This is a genomic window from Lacinutrix sp. YIN62 (genome assembly GCF_057219185.1).
On sequence record NZ_JBXVVH010000012.1, the window covers coordinates 67,651 to 85,584 of the forward strand.

At 32.6% G+C, this 17,934-nt stretch carries 18 protein-coding genes; 7 read left to right on the top strand and 11 right to left on the bottom strand.

Annotation, left to right across the window (positions count from 1 at the left end):
- Window positions 1-82: 82 nt before the first annotated feature.
- Window positions 83-2,383 (bottom strand): Ig-like domain-containing protein, encoded by a 2,301-nt coding sequence (locus AC2D8I_RS09640; RefSeq protein WP_484705793.1) that lies wholly within the window; start codon window positions 2,381-2,383, stop codon window positions 83-85.
- Window positions 2,384-2,577: 194 nt separating this feature from the next.
- On the opposite strand from AC2D8I_RS09640, the gene AC2D8I_RS09645 reads away from it, so the two are divergent.
- From AC2D8I_RS09645 to AC2D8I_RS09660, 4 genes are all read left to right on the top strand, one after another.
- Window positions 2,578-3,468: a hypothetical protein gene (locus tag AC2D8I_RS09645; protein WP_484705794.1), complete on the top strand. Its 891-nt coding sequence runs from the start codon at window positions 2,578-2,580 to the stop codon at window positions 3,466-3,468.
- Between the two features lie 197 nt (window positions 3,469-3,665).
- A complete protein-coding gene (locus AC2D8I_RS09650) occupies window positions 3,666-4,280 on the top strand; it encodes a SprT-like domain-containing protein (protein WP_484705795.1) in 615 nt (204 codons plus the stop codon).
- A gap of 92 nt (window positions 4,281-4,372) precedes the next feature.
- Complete coding sequence (locus AC2D8I_RS09655; protein WP_484705796.1) at window positions 4,373-5,452, top strand: mannose-1-phosphate guanylyltransferase; 1,080 nt, start codon at window positions 4,373-4,375, stop codon at window positions 5,450-5,452.
- Between the two features lie 70 nt (window positions 5,453-5,522).
- Window positions 5,523-6,968, top strand: coding sequence for a DUF389 domain-containing protein (locus AC2D8I_RS09660; RefSeq protein ID WP_484705797.1), 1,446 nt, complete (start codon window positions 5,523-5,525; stop codon window positions 6,966-6,968).
- 131 nt (window positions 6,969-7,099) lie between these two features.
- On the opposite strand, the gene AC2D8I_RS09665 is transcribed toward AC2D8I_RS09660, so the two are convergent.
- Together AC2D8I_RS09665 and AC2D8I_RS09670 are read right to left on the bottom strand one after the other, a co-directional pair.
- A complete protein-coding gene (locus AC2D8I_RS09665; protein WP_484705798.1) occupies window positions 7,100-7,867 on the bottom strand; it encodes an ABC transporter ATP-binding protein in 768 nt (255 codons plus the stop codon).
- A complete protein-coding gene (locus AC2D8I_RS09670; protein ID WP_484705799.1) occupies window positions 7,867-8,604 on the bottom strand; it encodes an MlaE family ABC transporter permease in 738 nt (245 codons plus the stop codon). Before AC2D8I_RS09670 ends, AC2D8I_RS09665 begins: the two co-directional genes overlap by 1 nt.
- A 114-nt stretch (window positions 8,605-8,718) precedes the next feature.
- Here AC2D8I_RS09670 and pafA point away from each other — a divergent pair, with 114 nt between their 5' ends.
- On the top strand, window positions 8,719-10,383 hold the full coding sequence (pafA, locus tag AC2D8I_RS09675) for an alkaline phosphatase PafA (RefSeq protein ID WP_484705800.1): 1,665 nt from the start codon (window positions 8,719-8,721) through the stop codon (window positions 10,381-10,383).
- Between the two features lie 112 nt (window positions 10,384-10,495).
- Here pafA and AC2D8I_RS09680 read toward each other — a convergent pair whose 3' ends face one another.
- The 6 genes from AC2D8I_RS09680 to rsfS form a co-directional block, all read right to left on the bottom strand.
- The gene (locus tag AC2D8I_RS09680) at window positions 10,496-10,762 is read right to left on the bottom strand and encodes an acyl-CoA-binding protein (RefSeq protein ID WP_484705801.1); all 267 of its coding nucleotides are present in this window, start codon (window positions 10,760-10,762) and stop codon (window positions 10,496-10,498) included.
- Window positions 10,762-11,415, bottom strand: coding sequence for a phosphatidylserine decarboxylase family protein (locus tag AC2D8I_RS09685; RefSeq protein WP_484705802.1), 654 nt, complete (start codon window positions 11,413-11,415; stop codon window positions 10,762-10,764). Before AC2D8I_RS09685 ends, AC2D8I_RS09680 begins: the two co-directional genes overlap by 1 nt.
- The gene (locus AC2D8I_RS09690) at window positions 11,405-12,226 is read right to left on the bottom strand and encodes a phosphatidate cytidylyltransferase (protein ID WP_484705803.1); all 822 of its coding nucleotides are present in this window, start codon (window positions 12,224-12,226) and stop codon (window positions 11,405-11,407) included. The genes AC2D8I_RS09685 and AC2D8I_RS09690 overlap by 11 nt, the downstream gene beginning before the upstream one ends.
- A gap of 7 nt (window positions 12,227-12,233) precedes the next feature.
- The gene (locus AC2D8I_RS09695) at window positions 12,234-12,839 is read right to left on the bottom strand and encodes an LUD domain-containing protein (RefSeq protein ID WP_484705804.1); all 606 of its coding nucleotides are present in this window, start codon (window positions 12,837-12,839) and stop codon (window positions 12,234-12,236) included.
- 113 nt (window positions 12,840-12,952) lie between these two features.
- Window positions 12,953-14,887 carry an ATP-dependent zinc metalloprotease FtsH gene (gene ftsH / locus AC2D8I_RS09700; RefSeq protein ID WP_484705805.1) on the bottom strand — a complete coding sequence of 645 codons (1,935 nt, stop codon included), beginning with the start codon at window positions 14,885-14,887 and terminating at the stop codon, window positions 12,953-12,955.
- A gap of 9 nt (window positions 14,888-14,896) precedes the next feature.
- Window positions 14,897-15,268, bottom strand: coding sequence for a ribosome silencing factor (gene rsfS / locus AC2D8I_RS09705; RefSeq protein ID WP_484705806.1), 372 nt, complete (start codon window positions 15,266-15,268; stop codon window positions 14,897-14,899).
- 109 nt (window positions 15,269-15,377) lie between these two features.
- On the opposite strand from rsfS, the gene AC2D8I_RS09710 reads away from it, so the two are divergent.
- On the top strand, window positions 15,378-16,109 hold the full coding sequence (locus AC2D8I_RS09710; protein ID WP_484705807.1) for a biotin--[acetyl-CoA-carboxylase] ligase: 732 nt from the start codon (window positions 15,378-15,380) through the stop codon (window positions 16,107-16,109).
- Here the strand turns inward: AC2D8I_RS09710 and AC2D8I_RS09715 are convergent.
- Both AC2D8I_RS09715 and pyrE read right to left on the bottom strand, forming a co-directional pair.
- On the bottom strand, window positions 16,106-16,501 hold the full coding sequence (locus tag AC2D8I_RS09715; protein ID WP_484705808.1) for an SRPBCC family protein: 396 nt from the start codon (window positions 16,499-16,501) through the stop codon (window positions 16,106-16,108). The two genes, AC2D8I_RS09710 and AC2D8I_RS09715, sit on opposite strands and share 4 nt — an antisense overlap.
- A gap of 33 nt (window positions 16,502-16,534) precedes the next feature.
- On the bottom strand, window positions 16,535-17,179 hold the full coding sequence (pyrE, locus tag AC2D8I_RS09720; RefSeq protein WP_484705840.1) for an orotate phosphoribosyltransferase: 645 nt from the start codon (window positions 17,177-17,179) through the stop codon (window positions 16,535-16,537).
- Between the two features lie 130 nt (window positions 17,180-17,309).
- Here pyrE and AC2D8I_RS09725 point away from each other — a divergent pair, with 130 nt between their 5' ends.
- Entirely contained in the window at window positions 17,310-17,891 is a 582-nt protein-coding gene (locus tag AC2D8I_RS09725; protein ID WP_484705809.1) for an NUDIX hydrolase, read from the top strand.
- Window positions 17,892-17,934: the final 43 nt, after the last annotated feature.

Below are 17,934 nucleotides of genomic sequence, written 5' to 3' on the forward strand. Positions count from 1 at the left end.
CATAATTTTAATATAAACAAAAAAACCAAGCCTAATGTGCTTGGTTTTTTTGTTAAAAAAGTAAGGTGTAAACGCTACTAAATTATTTTACAATTATGCGTTTTACAGTTATCGTTTGCTGTGTGTCATCTTTTACTTCTATAAAATAGAAACCGTTTTTTAATGCAGAAACATTTAGCGGAGCATCATTTAAATCATAAATGTTAATTCGCTTACCATTAATGTCGTAAATTATAGCAGACCAATTGCTAGCATATTCAGGTAAGTTAATAAATAATTTGTTCTCTACTGGGTTAGGGTACACAGAAACAATGGCTTTGGGTGTATGTGTATCTGTAGATAAGGTCGTGGCATCTACAGTAAAATTAACGATTAATCTAGGGCTGTAATTTCCTTCAGAAGATTCTGCTCGACGTACTCCCGTGTTTCCTGTTTGCTCCTCAATTTTAATTAAAAAAGCATTGCCTTGCATCCAATTAGGGTTGTTTACTAAAGCTTGTAAATTATTTGTAAGCGCTGGCGTACGTTGGTTTATACCTATGTCGTCATCTAGCCATCCAGATGGAGACCAAGGAATATTTGAAAAGTAAGACCGTCCAGAAAGTGTTGCTGTGTCATTTATTTCTGCTGAATTTAAATTATTTTCAACAGCGACATTAAAGTTTGCTAGGTTATTAAAGTTACCATCTGCCATAAATTGAACATAGGCGTTGTTTATAATTGCATTCCTAGGGATAGTTATACCAGAGAAATGAAGTCCAATGGTTTGATTAATCCTGTTAGAACCTGAGTCATCACATATTTCTAGGTCCGAACTTACAGTGTAAAGACTGTTATCTGTTTGTTGCTCTACATCTACGTTCACTAAAAAAGATTCCGATACAGTATAACTACCAGCAGAGAATATAATTTGAGCTCTAGAAGATTGCCCGTTAGTATTTGTTATTTCTGCTATTAGTGTAAAAATACCATCTCCAAAATTGTGAGTAACTTCAAAAGGAGGTAGAGTATCTATACCTATACTTGCTCCATTTTTGAAAAATTCAACTTGAGTAATATCACCAAGGGACGATTCTGTAGTAGCCGACACTGTTATGTTGTCGCCATTAAAAAAATAAGTATTATTAGTAGGGTAAGTAATGCTAACTCTTGGAGCTGGTATGATTGTAATAGTATCGCCATTTGAGGGATTCCATAGCTCTATGTTAGGAGGAAGCTCACAAACACTTGTATTTGAATTTTCTCCTACGTTATTTACATTGTTAATTTTAATTGTTTTTAAAGTAATTTCAGTTTCACTAACACAAACCCATTTAAATTGATTAAACATTCCAAAGTCTCTTGTCCAGGTTTTGTCGTCGTCAGGATCACGTAAAGGGGCTCCCCAACAACCTTCTCCAACATAGATGGTTCCTCCGGAAGTCTGTTCAAAACCTTGATCACAATTTACACCGCTAGCACAGGGTTTTACTGGCCAAGTAGATTTTACCATATGCGAATCGGATTCGTAAACCAATTGAAATTGATTCTCATAGAACAATTGTGCCCAGTTGTTATACTCATCATTTCCTTCGCTTTTAAAGGCTGTATGCGGGCGCATAGGCTTGTGATATTGAGCAGATTTCCAAATCGAATGATTATTCGTAATGCTATTTTGTAACCAATTAAATTGAGCCCCGCCAGCCGATATCTCAGAGTTTAAAGTATAAATACTATATAAATCGTCTCCAAAAGTAATTTCGTAATAAGAGGTTGGTGCGGTGTCAAATAAATTATAAATGGTATTGGGATCAAATTCGTGATTCCCTCTAGTAGGGATAATAGGAAACATACGGCCATCATTAGCAATGGTTAACTGCCAATCATCAAACCAATTAATTAATTGAGAGGTCGAATTACTATTTGTTAAATCACCTCCAAAAAATATAGCATGAGGCTTTAGTTTGGCAACTAATCTATTTGCATTTTGCCTAACTGTACGGTTGTTTCTTGAGTCTCCGCCAGATATAAAAGAGAGAGTTTCTTTAGTATCAGGTGCTGTTCTAAACCAAAAGCGGTTACTTGTACCATTACTATCTTTTATAACAAAATAATAATTGGTATCGGGCGTTAGTCCTGTTAATCGCGCAAAGCGATTATCCATACCTTTATAGTTTATTTGCCGATCTTCTGTTTTAGAGTACGGATAGTCGGTGTAGTTAGTACCAAAATCTGTAGTTCCGTAATATACCGTTGGAGAAGTTCCCGAAATTTGATTCCAAGCAATAGTTATGGAAGTTGCCGGTGTATTGGTGTTTTGTGTATAGGTTAAACGGTATTTATCGGTATCTGCATTAGAAAACAATGTGATAAGAAAAAATAGTAAAATAGAAGTTTGTTTCATTTGGGTTCAAAGTTAAAATTGTACTCAAATGTACGTGTTAAACGGTTTTTTAGATTCGGTAAAATCATCTTTTAATACAATGGTATTATTTTTAGTATTTTAGAGATATAGCCTTAATAATTTATAAACTTTATGTTAATATTATTAGCAACGAGTTCTTTTTGATTTCATAGTTTTGTGAAAAAAATAAGTTTATGGAGGCAAAACATATTTTGCGTATTTTAAAATGCTGTAGTTTCTTAATTTTTGCAGGACGTGCTTATCAGCATTTATTTTGGGATGCCCCATATCGGTCTTTATTTTGGGATCAAGCATTATTAGAGCCCGTTGTAAACTTTATTTTAGGAATGGAATGGGAAGCTTATGTAACCCATTTGAAAGTCGATTTAGCAATACAAAATATTGTAAGAGGACACGGGCTGTTGTATAGTATATGCGCTATATTAAGTTTAACAGTAGATTTTAATGCAAAACGCTGGCAAAAACTAGTGCTATTTGTTGGAGGAATAAGCCTGGTAACTTTATTTTTATTGGTACTTAAATCTAAGCATTATGCGCCTATATTTATAGAACATGCGATTCAATTTGGGACTCCGTTTGCCTTATTGTATTATATAAATGGAGGACGAACGGCTCGGTTATTATGCGGATTAAAAGTAATGACTGCTTTAACTTTTATAGGACATGGGTTTTATGCTTTAGGCTTTTTGGTTCCTGTGCCAGGAAACTTTGTTGAAATGAGTCTTAACCTATTACCTATAACAGAACCTTTAGCGAAGCAGTTTTTATTTGTGGCTGGACTCATCGATTTTATAGCTGCCATATTTTTATTCTTTCCTAAACTAGCAAAACCAGCTTTGATGTATTGTGCTATATGGGGATTAATTACGGCATTTGTACGTCTTGCTAATGGTTTTTATTATGAATTTAGTTGGTTGTCTCTACATCAATACTTATACCAAGCGCTCTATAGAATACCACAAGGTGGCATTCCGTTGCTAATTTATTTTATGGTATTAAAAATAAATAATAATAAACAATCGATTATGGGGAAGTTGGAGCAAGCACCCTTTTTTCAGAAGTAATGAATAAGGGAATAAGTTTTATGATTTTTACAGGAGTGAAAAAATAAATATTATAAAATGTTTAAAAAGATTCTTATAATTATGGTTAATAACTTGTTATATAAGAGCTTGTGTTTTAGTGGTGCTAAAGGAGATAAAACGAAGTCTGTACTTTTTATCATTACATATTTTTAAATAAAAACCCTATTTTTGTCGTAATGCAAAACACGCTACAAAATCACATAAAAATAGAGGCTATGCCTCAGGTGTTAGAACTCTTAAAAGATGAAAACTTAACGGTTTTAATAAAGAAAGAACGTAAAACACGTTATGGAGATTATAGAAAATTACCGAATGGAAAGCACCAAATTACAGTTAATGGCAATTTAAACGAGTATCGCTTTTTAATAACACTTATTCATGAAATTGCACATTTTGAAGCTTATAAAACATACGGACGCTTTATTAAGCCTCATGGTATAGAATGGAAAAGAACCTTTCAATATTTAATGCTACCGTTTTTAAACCCTAATATATTTCCATTGCATTTGCTACCATTATTGGCAAACCATTTTAAAAATCCTAAAGCATCTAGTGATACCGATACTAAGCTTTCATTAGCTTTAAAGCAGTTTGATGTAGCCAATGATAAAAACTATGTTTTTGAAATACCTGTAGGAAGTATTTTTAAATTATACAATGGAAGAATGTTTAAAAAAGGGAAAAAACGTACAAAACGCTTTGAATGTGTTGGAATTAATTGTGGAAAAGTGTACCTTTTTAATCCAAATGTAGAAGTGCAATTAATAGCCTTAAAAGAAGAGTGCTCATAAAGCGATTCAACTTTTTAAGATTCAATATAGAATAAAAAATAAATAAAAAATTCCTGTTTGATTCATTAATTAAAAAAACAGGAATAAGACATATGAATAAAAATTATTACGCAATATTAATGGCTGGAGGAGTTGGTTCTCGGTTTTGGCCAGTAAGTACACAAGAATGTCCGAAACAGTTTCATGATATGTTAGGAACTGGGGAAACCCTCATTCAAAAAACGTTTAATAGACTATCACTTATTATTCCAAAAGAAAATATTATTATTCTAACGAACGAACGTTATGAAGATTTGGTATTAGAACAGTTGCCAGAGGTGACATCAAAACAAGTGGTTTTGGAGCCCGCAATGCGTAATACAGCACCGTGTATTCTATACGCGTCATTGAAAATTCAAAAAGAAAATCCAGAGGCCGTTATGATTGTCGCTCCTAGCGATCATTGGATAGAAGACGAAAAGGCTTTTATAAAAAACGTAAAGGACGCTTTTGATTCCTGTACTTCTACTAATGCATTGATCACCTTGGGTATTGTGCCTACCTTTCCAAATACAGGCTATGGCTATATAGAATATGATACAACTTCAAAAGCAAGTATAAAACCTGTAAATCAATTTAGAGAAAAACCAGATTACGAAACGGCAAAAGACTTTATCGCTAAAGGGAATTTTTTATGGAATGCAGGTATTTTTATTTGGAGTGCAAAAACGGTAATTGAAGCCTTCAAAACCAACCAGCCTCAGTTATTTGAGCTGTTCGAAAAAGGGATGTCTACTTACAATACAGATCTAGAAGATGAATTTATAAAGAATAATTACGAGAACGCCGAAAATATCTCGGTAGACTATGCTATAATGGAAAAGTCTAATACCGTATATGTTATACCTGCCACTTTTGACTGGAACGATTTAGGAACCTGGGGAAGCTTGTATAATAAATTGGATACGGACGAAAATAATAACGCGATAGTAAATGCGCGTGTATTAGCAGAAAATGCCTCAGGGAATATGATTCGTACAGCGAATGATAAAGTAGTGGTGATAGATGGCTTACAAGATTACATTATTGTGGATAAAGAGGACGTGTTACTGATTTATCCAAAACAAAAAGAACAAGATATAAAACAAGTGCTCCAAAACGTAAAAGGTAAATTAGGAAATCATTTAGGATAAACCATAAATATAAATTTAAGTGTTTTCAATGTTATTTTAAACCGAATTAACGAGACTAATTATTACAATTATGGAAGAAAATAAGTTTAATTTCTCTGATGAGGAGACTGCTAAAGATGAAGCTGTTAATCAATCTAAAGAAGCTGTAAAAAAAGATGTAAAAGGACTTTATAAAAGTGGAAAGAAATTTGTAAAAGAGATTTTCGATTTCCGACATGATACAGATCAAGATGCAACCATAGCAGCCATTAAAAATGATATCCCGTTAAAAGGAGCCACCGCATGGATTTTAATATTTGCTATTTTTGTAGCCTCTATTGGTTTAAATCTTAGTTCGGCAGCTGTGGTAATAGGTGCCATGTTAATTTCGCCGCTTATGGGCCCTATTTTAGGTGTGGGGATGTCCTTGGCTATTAATGATATTGATACTTTAAAAAGTTCATTTATCAATTTACTTGTAATGGTTGTTTTAAGTGTATTAACCGCTTATTTGTACTTTAGAATCTCACCTTTAACAGCATTGACTCCAGAGTTAGAAGCCCGAACTTCACCTAATATTTTAGATGTATTAATAGCTATTTTTGGTGGGTTAGCGCTTATTGTAGCGAGAACAAAGAAAGGGACTATTGCGTCCGTTATTTTTGGTGTTGCTATTGCTACGGCATTAATGCCTCCTTTGTGTACCGCAGGATATGGCCTCGCAGTATGGAATATGCGGTTCTTTTTGGGCGCGATGTATTTGTTTACTATTAATACCGTTTTTATAGCGCTATCAACCTTTGTTGTACTTAAAGTATTGCGTTTCCCAATGCTAAGGTATGCTAATTCACAACGCCGAAAACGAATCGCTCAAATTGCTGCTTTTTTAGGTGTTATAGCAATGATACCTGCCATACTTACGTTTATTGCGTTGTTAAAAAAAACGGCTATAGATGGGGATTATAAAAGCTTTGTAAAGAATGAAATTGAGGTTAATAATAATCTATGGTTGCAAAAGGATAAACTTGAAATATTAGATAAAAAAATAATTTTAAGATTTAATGGCGAAATTAATGCTGTAACAAGAACTGACCTTGCAAACGAACTAAAGAGTTATAAAAACATAAAAGATTATAAGTTAGAAATTTATGATAATGGGCGTAATCAAGAAAAACTCTCAAATTCTTTAGATAGAGCTTATGAGGACTTAGATAAAAATGAGAATATTATTTCTGGACTACAAAAAGAAATAGAAGGCTTAAAAGGCATCATAGGAAAAATTCAAAAAGAGAAGGGCAATGTCAATTTCTCTTCGTTAGCAACGGCGGCAAAAATACGATATGAAGATTTAGATTATTTTAGTTATGCCAGGGTGTTAGAATCTACAGATTTTATAAAAGTAGATACTATTTTAGTCGTAAATGTTAAATGGAATCCTAATATGACCGATAGTCTTAAACTTGTTAAAGAAAAAGGCTTGAGTAACTGGTTAAAACAAGAATTGAAAACAAATAACCTTAATTTAAGTCATAAATAACCTGTTATTAAGGGGCTTCTTTCTTCCGATAAGGGGATAGGAGAAACGATTTTTATCATAGTAAAACAAGGCGTTAAGCTTTAATATTACTATGGTATAAAATAAGGATAGGAAATAGATATATCCATTAATTAAGTGTTTTCTTGTAAATACATTTTACGGACTTTCTTGAATAAATTGGAAGAGTAAACAAAGTCGGTTACAACTTTGTTGTCGGTTTTAAAAATGGTTTCTTTAGAGCCTTCCCATGCTTTTAGTCCTTCTTTTAAAAAGACAATATTTTCACCAATTTCCATAACAGAATTCATGTCATGTGTATTAATTACAGTAGTAATGTTATATTCTGTTGTAATTTCTTGAATTAAATTATCAATTACTATTGCCGTTTTAGGGTCTAATCCCGAATTGGGTTCATCACAAAATAAGTACTTCGGGTTATTTACTATTGCTCTTGCAATGGCGACACGTTTTTGCATACCTCCCGAAGCTTCACTAGGCATTTTATTATGCGCGTCAGGTAAGTTAACGCGTTTTAATACAAAATCAGCTCTGTCCATCATCTCGCTTTTACTTTGTTTCGTAAACATTTGTAAAGGAAACATAACATTTTCAGCAATGGTCATAGAGTCAAAAAGGGCACTTCCTTGAAAGACCATGCCTATATCTGCTCTTAAATCTCGCTTTTTGTCTTCGGTAAGTTGTGCGAACACCTTTCCGTCGTAGGCTATATATCCTTTTTCATAATTAAAAAGGCCTAATAAGCATTTTAAAAAAACGGTTTTTCCAGAACCACTTTGACCTATAATTAAATTGGTTTTTCCTTTTTCAAAGGACGTATTAATACCTTTTAAAATATGAATATCTCCAAACGATTTTTGTAAATCTTTAACTTCAATCATTAGCTTAATAACATTTGGGTTAATATGTAATTTAAAAGAATAATAATAACACTTGTCCACACAAAGGACGTTGTACTGGCTTTTCCAACTTCTAAGGCGCCCCCTTTCATATAATACCCATAAAAGGAAGGGATTGTAGCTAATATAAAGGCAAATAAAAACGTTTTGATAAAAGCATAAATAATATGAAAGGGTGTGAAATCTGTCTGTATTCCTAGAATATAATCATCTAAAGAGGCATAACCACCTAAAACAGAAGCAGCCAAACCTCCCATAATACCTAAAAACATAGCAATAGATATAACAAAAGGATATAATGTTAAAGCAATAAATTTTGGGAAAATCAAATAATTTAAAGAATTAATACCCATAACTTCCAAGGCATCAATTTGCTCGGTAACACGCATGGTCCCAATACTAGAGGTAATGAAAGATCCTACTTTACCAGCCATAATTATAGACATAAAAGTAGGCGCAAACTCTAATATAATAGATTGTCTTGTGGCAAAACCAACAAGATATTTTGGTATAAGTGGGCTGTCTATATTTAGTGCTGTTTGTATTGTCACAACACCACCAACGAAAAATGAGATAAAGGCAACAATCCCTAAGGAGCCTATAATGAGATCGTCAATGTCCTTTAATATGAGTTGTTTCATTACAGACCATTTGGTCGGTTTGCGAAACATTTCAATAACCATTAAAAAATAGACACCAATATTATGTAGGTACTGCATAAGATAATTTATTATTGCTAAAGTATAAAAATATGAGACGTATTTAATATTAATTTTAAATTAAGATCAACTAAAAAATGTATTTTTGATATATATAAATAAAATAAATTTAATATGAATTTTCTTTTAAGAGGAGTTTTAATACTACTGCTCTACAATTGTCAAGCACAAAGTAATGTTGTATCATCTACTACAAATGAAAAAAAAACCGTAATAACTGAGAAGCCAAAATTAGTTGTAGGCATTGTTGTAGATCAAATGCGTTATGATTATTTAACCCGTTTTTATAGTAAGTATTCTGAAGGCGGCTTTAAACGACTGATGAATGACGGATTTAATTGTAAAAACAATCATTATAATTATATTCCAACGTATACAGGTCCAGGACATGCTTCTATTTATACAGGAACGACTCCTAAATACCATGGAATCATTGGTAATAATTGGTATGATAAAACGATTAAATCATCTGTATATTGTGCCGGAGATGAAGCCGTGACTCCTGTTGGGACAACGTCTAGTGCTGGCAAGATGTCACCACATAGAATGAAAACAACTAGTTTTGCTGATGAGAACAGGATGTTTACACAAATGCAGGGCAAAACAATTGGGGTGTCCATTAAAGATAGAGGTGCAATCTTACCTGCAGGTCATATAGCCAATGGTGCTTACTGGTTTCATGGGAAGGATGAAGGCCATTTTATAAGTAGTACATTCTATATGCAAGATTTGCCAAAATGGGTTCAAGATTTCAATGCTTCAGATGCAGCAGAAAGTTATTTGAAAGTTTGGAATACACTTTATGATATAGATAGCTATACAGAAAGTGGAAGCGACTTGAATACTTTTGAAGGAGGGTTTAAAGGTAAGAAAACAGCAACATTCCCTTATGACTTAGAAGCATTAAAAGGAGACAATGGCGGTTTTGATATTTTAAAATCTACGGCCTATGGCAATAGTATTGTAACTGATTTTGCTATTGCTGCAATAACAGGAGAGCAATTAGGGAAGGATGCAATAACAGATGTGCTAACGGTAAGTTATTCAAGTACAGATTATATAGGGCATAACTTTGGTGTGAATTCAAAGGAAGTTCAAGATACTTATTTACGTTTAGATAAGGATATTGAGCGGTTATTGAATACATTAGATTCTAAAATAGGAAAAGGACAGTACACTGTGTTCTTAACATCTGATCATGGAGCTGTTGAGGTGCCTGCATATTTGCAAAGCCTTAAAGTGCCGGCAGGTTATTTTAATTCTAAAGATTTTAAAACAAAATTAAATGCTTTTATGTTGCAACGATTTAAATCTTCAGAACTCATTGAGAATGTAAGTAATAATCAGGTTTTCTTAAATAAAGATGGCCTTACTGCTTTAGGTTTGGATTTAAATGACGTTGAAGATGCCATTGTTAATGAATTAATAGGGTACAAAGATATAGAGAAAGTGTATTCGGCAGAAACAATGCAAAAGAGCGTTTTTATTACAGGGATAGAAATGCTCTTACAAAATGGATACAACCAAAAACGTTCTGGAGATATTATTACTGTAAAGTCCCCAGCGGTTATTAGTTATAGTAAGACGGGGTCTACTCATGGATCGGGATTAAATTATGATACGCATGTGCCATTGTTATTTTATGGGAATGGTATTGCTAAAGGTGAGACTTTAACTAAAACAGAAATAACAGATGTTGCCCCAACAATGTCTGCGCTTTTAGGAATTAGTTTCCCCAATTGGGCTACAGGTAAACCTTTAGAATTTGTTATGGATTAGGCGTAAAAGCAATTACAATTTAAATAATAAACTTGCCTTGGGGGAAACTTCAAGGCATTTTTAGTTATAAATTAAGAAGTTAATTCTTTGCTTTAAGCAAGTCTAAATGTTACTACTTCCGATACAGGAAATAATTATTAACTAATTCTATATACGTTTTCTTAGCCTCATCTTCTGAAATGTGCTGAATTTGGAATAAAGCATTTGTTTTAAATGCATTTATTATAGGAGTTCTACTGCTTGGCCTTTTATAGTTGTTGGTTGCTTTTTTATAATAAGCATACAGCCTTAGTAAAAAATCCGCAGGGAACGGCTCTGTGTGGTCGTTTATGCGCTTTACAGCGTCATTAAATGCTATTTCTAATTCTTTTGAAGTCATTATTTTTTTTGAGCGATAATACTTTCTCCTCCTCGCACTTTATCGTTCAATTTTACTTTAATAGTTGTGTCTAATGGTAAATATAAATCTACTCTCGAGCCAAATTTTATAAACCCAGAATCATTTCCTTGTACAGCGTTTTGATCTTCTTTTGCGTAGTTTACAATACGTTTTGCTAATGCTCCTGCAATTTGTCTAAATAAAACACTCCCATAACTTTCGTTTTCTACAACTACAGTTGTACGCTCATTTTCTGTACTTGCTTTAGGGTGCCAAGCAACTAAGTATTTTCCAGGGTGATATTTACTATATGTTATTTTTCCTCCTACAGGGTAACGCGTTACATGTACATTTATGGGAGACATAAATACACTTACTTGTAAGCGATTTTCTTTAAAAAATTCAGGTTCGTAAACTTCTTCAATAACGACAACTTTACCATCAACAGGCGATACTACTGTATTGGGGTCTATAACCGTATTACGTTTAGGATTTCTAAAAAATTGAAGAATTAAAAATAAAAATACCGCTAATGTCGTAAATATTAAATATTGTAACCAAGCGATACCAATATACTTATCTACCACTAAAAATAGGGCGATAACAAGTATAAATGTGATTGTAATTATTTTATAACCTTCTTTATGAAACATATTGTAAAATTCTTAAGAATAAATAAATAAATGGTGCTGCAAAAATAATACTATCAAAGCGGTCTAGCAAACCTCCATGACCAGGCATTATCGCACCACTATCTTTTACATTGGCCTGTCGCTTAAATTTAGATTCTATTAGATCTCCAATAGTACCGATAACACTAATAATAACACTTAAAATTAGCCAATTGTTAAAATCAAGGGTTTTTGTAAAGTTAGCAATAAAATAACTAGCAATACAAGCAAATAATAAACCTCCTAGAAAACCTTCCACTGTTTTTTTAGGTGAAATACGCGGAAATAGTTTTTGTTTCCCTATAGATTTGCCTACTAAATAGGCAAAACTATCATTAATCCAGACTAATATAAAAGTGCCTAACAGTATTTTGGGACTAAACGTATTTTTATAATTTGCTATAAGTATTAAAAACACAAAAGCACTGGATAAATAAAATGTTGTTAAAATAAAACGTTTAGATTCAAAGAGTGGAATAGTCTTTTCTGAAAAAAGATCTTTTATTAAAAAGAGATGAACAAAAATAGTTATAATTTGTAATATTCTAGTTGCTTCATCTAAGCCAACTGTTGAATTCATTATAATTTGCCAATACCCAAAAATAAAATATAAAAGCGTAAATATAATGTAAGGAATGGCACTTTTTAAACCAATTAGCTTTTTAAATTCTTTAAGGCAAATCATACCAAATATAAAAAAAAGTATTAAAAAAGCATGCTCATTGGTTAGTGATCCAATAAGTAATACAATATAAAGTAAGCCTGAAAGTGATCTGATGATTGTTTCCTTCATTTATTTGCTATAAGTCTTCTAAAAGTAACAAATATAAGTTTTTTGAAGAACTACCATAACTTAAAAAATCTTTTTCATCTGCTTGTTTGAAGTGCTTGATAGTGGTTATATTAGTTGGTATTTTTTGCGCATTCTTATTTTTAATTTCACGTAAACCTTCCCCTATATTCGTAACGATTTGACTCGTAGTAGCAAAGACTATGAAGTGATCAGGAAATTCGGACAATCTTTTTTCAGCTATTTGATTGGAAGATATTAATAAGGAACCATCATTAGCAATAAGGTTCTCACAGGCGGTTATAAAATAGACCGCCTCATTTAAATTACCAATTTTAAGATTCGAATCCTTAAAACGGTTTTTTAAATTTTTATTGTAAAAAAATACAGGCTTATCTTCCCAATTATTTTCATTTAGAATTTGTGAGAGGTTATCAAAAACTTCATCAAAATTTTCGCAATACAAAAACTTCCCGCCATTAGCTTTAAAGTTTATGGTAAAACTTTCATCTATTGGTAGTTTGACTTGAGGCATGTATTTACCTCGCTCAGTAGATTTTATTTCCCCCTTTTCTTTTTCAGACTTAGAGCGAAAAATATTCCTAAAAAGGCTCATTCAGATTATAACTATTATCAACTATGTTTTTAAGGACTATATCAAATATAAAAAATCTTAAACGAACTAAAGAGTTAATTTAAGATTTTTAAGTATATTTAATGAAATAGCGTCTATTCTTCTTCTTCGTGTTTTGCAGAATCAAAAGGGCGTTTACCTAATAATTCTTCAAGATCGTCTTTAAAAATAACTTCTCTTTCAATAAGTCTTTCTGCTAATTTATCAAGAACATCACGTTTAGATTGTAGTAAATCTAAAGCCCGTTTAAACTGAGTTTCAATAATATTCTTAATTTCATTATCTATTAATTCAGCTGTCTTTTCACTGTAAGGTTTTACGAATCCGCTTTCTCCCGCAGGGTCGTAATATGTAATATTTCCTACTTTTTCATTCAAGCCATAGATCATAACCATAGCTTTTGCTTTTTTGGTAACACTTTCTAAATCACTTAAAGCACCAGTCGAAATTTGATTGAAAACGATTTGCTCTGCAGCACGACCTCCCATTGTTACACAGATCTCATCCAAAAATTTATTTGTTCGTGTGATGTAAGCTTCTTGAGGTAAATACCATGCAGCGCCAAGAGAGCGTCCTCTAGGAACAATAGTTACTTTAACTAAGGGATCGGCATGTTCTAAAAACCAACTAACGGCCGCATGTCCCGCTTCATGGTAAGCAATTGTTTTTTTCTCTTCAACAGAGAATAAGTTACTTCTTTTTTCTAATCCACCTACAATGCGATCTACAGCATCTAAAAAGTCTTGTTTTTCAACAGCTTTTTTATTTGTTCTTGCTGCAATTAATGCGGCTTCGTTACATAAGTTAGCTATATCTGCTCCAGAAAAACCAGGCGTTTGTTTGGCCAAAAAGTCTATATCTAAGCCTTCAGCTTTCTTTAAAGGTCTAAGGTGTACTTCAAAAATAGCACGTCTTTCTGTTAAGTTAGGTAAATCTACATAGATTTGTCTGTCAAAACGCCCCGCACGCATTAAGGCTTTGTCTAAAATATCAGCTCTATTGGTTGCAGCCAATACAATAACATTTGTATTAGTACCAAAACCATCCATTTCTGTTAATAATTGATTTAATGTGTTTTCACGTTCATCATTGCTTCCAGACATTGCGTTTTTTCCTCTTGCACGCCCAATAGCATCAATCTCATCAATAAAAATAATGGCAGGAGATTTTTCTTTAGCTTGTTTGAATAGGTCACGTACACGTGATGCTCCAACACCAACAAACATTTCTACAAAGTCGGAACCCGATAAAGAGAAAAAAGGAACTTTAGCTTCACCAGCAACAGCTTTTGCTAATAGTGTTTTTCCTGTTCCTGGAGGGCCTACTAATAACGCGCCTTTAGGAATTTTTCCTCCTAAGGAAGTGTATTTTTCAGGGTTTTTCAAAAAGTCAACAACTTCTTGAACTTCTTCTTTGGCGCCTTCTAAACCAGCAACATCTTTAAAGGTTGTTTTAACCTCTGTATTTTGGTCAAAAAGCTTCGCTTTAGATTTTCCAATATTAAAAATTTGGCCACCGCCACCGCCAGCACCACCGCCAGACATACGACGCATTATAAAAATCCAAACTCCTATAATAAGAACGAATGGAAGAAAACTCATAATGGTTCCCCAAGGGTTTTCTTCTGTTTTTGGAATGTAAATAGGTTGTTTGTCTTTAGGGAGTTTACTTTGAGCTATTTTTAAGTCTTTTTCAAAGTTTTGTAAATCTCCTATTTCAAAAACATAATTAGGCGTTTTTTCTGAAGAGAAAGGAATCGATTTTGATTTTGATTTTTCATGTACTTTTAACCCTTCGGCATCAGCAGTTAAATAAACTCTAGCAACCTTTTTGTTTATCACTTCAACTTCTTTTACCTCTCCGTTCTTTACATATTCAAAAAACTGAGAAGGCGAGGTCTTACTCTCATCGCCAATACTACTACTGTTGAAAATAGAGATTGCGATTAAAGCTATAAAGATAGCTCCATAAATCCAATAAGAGTTGAATTTAGACTTCTTTGGAGTCGTGTTTTTTTTATTATCTGCCATGTAATACGTTTAAAAATTTGATTCGATTAATGTTGTTTTTGCATCTCCCCATAAGCTTTCTATGTCATAATATTCACGAGTATGCTTTTGAAAGACATGTACTACAACGTTTACATAGTCCATTAGGACCCATTCTGCATTGTCTTCGCCTTCTATGTGCCAAGGTTTATCTTTGAGCTCTTTACTCACTTTTTTCTGGACGGCATTTACAATTGCATTTACTTGTGTGTTTGAAGTCCCTTCACAAATAATAAAATAATCGCAAACTGTATTTTCTATTTCTCTAAGATCGAGAAGATTTATATCTTTTCCTTTTACATCTTCAATTCCACTTATAATTGTGGTTATAAGTGCATCTGCATTTGTTTCTTTTTTAACCATTAACTTGATTTAATTTGTGCAAAGTTATTATTTTTTGGTTCTTTATACTTTAAAAAAATCATTAAGATTTCTTCTTATTTAAAATATAGTACGAAGATAACCAATTATTATGCGTATAATCAAACTTGATGCCATCGATTCTACAAATACTTTTTTAAAGGGGTTGAGTAGTAATGAAGTCTTATCTGATTTTACTGTTGTTACAGCTAAAAGGCAGACCAAAGGGAAAGGGCAAATGGGAACTGTTTGGGAGTCTAAAGAAGCAAAAAACCTTACGTTTAGTGTGTTTAAGGATGTTTCGTTCTTAGAGTTTGAGCAACAGTTCTATATTAGTATTGTAACTACATTGGCATTGGTAAAAACCTTAGAGCGATTTCAAATAAGTAAGTTAGCAATAAAATGGCCTAATGACATTTTGTCGGGTAATAAAAAGATATGTGGTGTTTTAATAGAGAATGTCATAAAACAAAGTACAATGGCATCTTCTGTCATAGGTATCGGTTTAAATGTTAATCAAGTGTCTTTTGAGCATTTACCAAAGGCTGCTTCAATGCGATTATTAAATGGGAAACTCTTTGATTTAGATGAAATATTGTCTGTTTTTATCGAGTGTTTAAAATCGTATTTTTTAATTTTAGAAGGAGGAGATTTCGAGGGTTTAAAAACAGAGTATGAGTCTTTATTATTTAGAAAAAATAAACCTTCAACATTTAAAAATAGTGAAGGTTTTTTGTTTCCTGGTTATATTATGGGGGTTTCCGAATTAGGGAATCTTATTGTGAAATTAGAGGATGAAATTATAGAAGAATATAGCCTTAAAGAAGTCTCTCTATTATATTAAACAGCGGTTTGCATATTTGTAGCTAAGGTCTCAATAAATTTTCCAATAGGTTTCTTAATCATCATTGCCATCATAGCATTAAATTCGCCTTCAAAGGTTAAAATAATCTCACAAGAAGTTGCATCGATCTCTGTAATGTTACCTGTTAACGCAAAATCTAATTTTCCTCCAGCAGCTCCTAAAACAATTTTATTTGGAGGTGTCAGTTCCTTTTTCTTTAGGATTATCTCAGGCATGCCTTTTAAAGCAAATAAAAATTTGTCGTTGTCTAAAACTTCAAATTTACTAATGTTATCAGGCATTAGTTTTTCGAAATTTTTTACATCACTTAAAAAGTTAAAAGCGTCTTGAGCCGATTTTTGTATTGTTACTTTTGGAGATTCTAAATTCATTCGTGTTTTTTTATTGTGTTTTAAAAGGTGCTATTAATTAGCGTTCCAGTGACTTGGATTGTCATTCCATTCCGAGAGGGATTTCAATTGTTCCTCACTAATATAATTGCTATTTACTGCTTCTTTTAATAAATTCTCGTAGTTGCCAAGAGTGTGCAAGTCTATATTTTCGGAAGCGAAATTCTGGTCTGCTATGTCAAAGCCATATGAAAAAATAGCGAGCATTCCTTTTACTTTTACTTTTGCTGCTTTTAATGCTTTTACAGCATTTAGACTGCTTTTTCCTGTGCTTATCAAATCTTCGATAACGACTACATTTTGTCCGCTTTCTATAAAACCTTCTATTTGGTTTTGACGGCCATGCTTTTTTGCTTCTGGCCTAACATATATAAAAGGGAGTCCTAAATGCTCTGCAACTAGCATACCTATTCCTATGGCACCTGTAGCTACACCTGCAATTGCGTCTGGTTTGCCATAGTGTTGTTCTATGAATTTAGCCATTTCCTCTCTAATGTAATTTCTAATAGGAGGGAAGGATAGGATAATACGGTTGTCGCAGTAAATAGGGGATTTCCAGCCAGAGGCCCATGTAAACGGCTCTTGGGGTTGGAGCTTTATTGCCTTGATTTGTAATAAAACTTTTGCGGTTTGTCTAGCGATGTGTTTGTCAAAAATCATAGTTGCAAAAATAAACATTAATTTATTTTTATACAGTAGTTGATTAATGAAAAAATATTTTTTTTTTAAGGCTTTATATTTTATTTAATTTTGGTAGCTTTACGATTGTAAAGCATTGCCATAAAATACTATGTATCATATTTTTGTAAACGACAAGCCTATTGTCCTAACAACTAGAGTTGAAAAGGAAACCGATTTTAAAAATTTTCTACTCAAAGATGTTGATATGGATGCCGTGGTTAAAACGTTATCTAATAAGAAAATTAAGTCTGTGAAGTTAATTCATCATAATGAGGACACAATGCTTAAAAAATTTCTTAAAAAACTCCCTAATGTAATTGCTGGAGGAGGTAAAGTTTATAATGAAAATAAAGACATTTTATTTATTTACCGTAATGATAAATGGGACTTACCAAAAGGAAAAATAGAAGGCAATGAGTCTATTGAAGAAACTGCTATTAGAGAGGTTGAAGAAGAAACAGGAGTAAATGGAGTACGTATTACAAAACTGCTAGAAACAACCTATCATTTATTTAAACGTAATGGTAAGCTTAAGATAAAAATTACCTATTGGTTTGAGATGCAAACCAGTTTTAATGGTAACCTATGGCCACAAGAGAATGAAGGGATTACTAAGGTAGAATGGTTAAACGCAGAAGAAACCGAAGTAGCGCTTAAGAATTCTTATGCAAACATTAAATTACTTTTTTAGGATTAATTATAATAAAATATTGTAGCGTTGAAATTAAAATGCC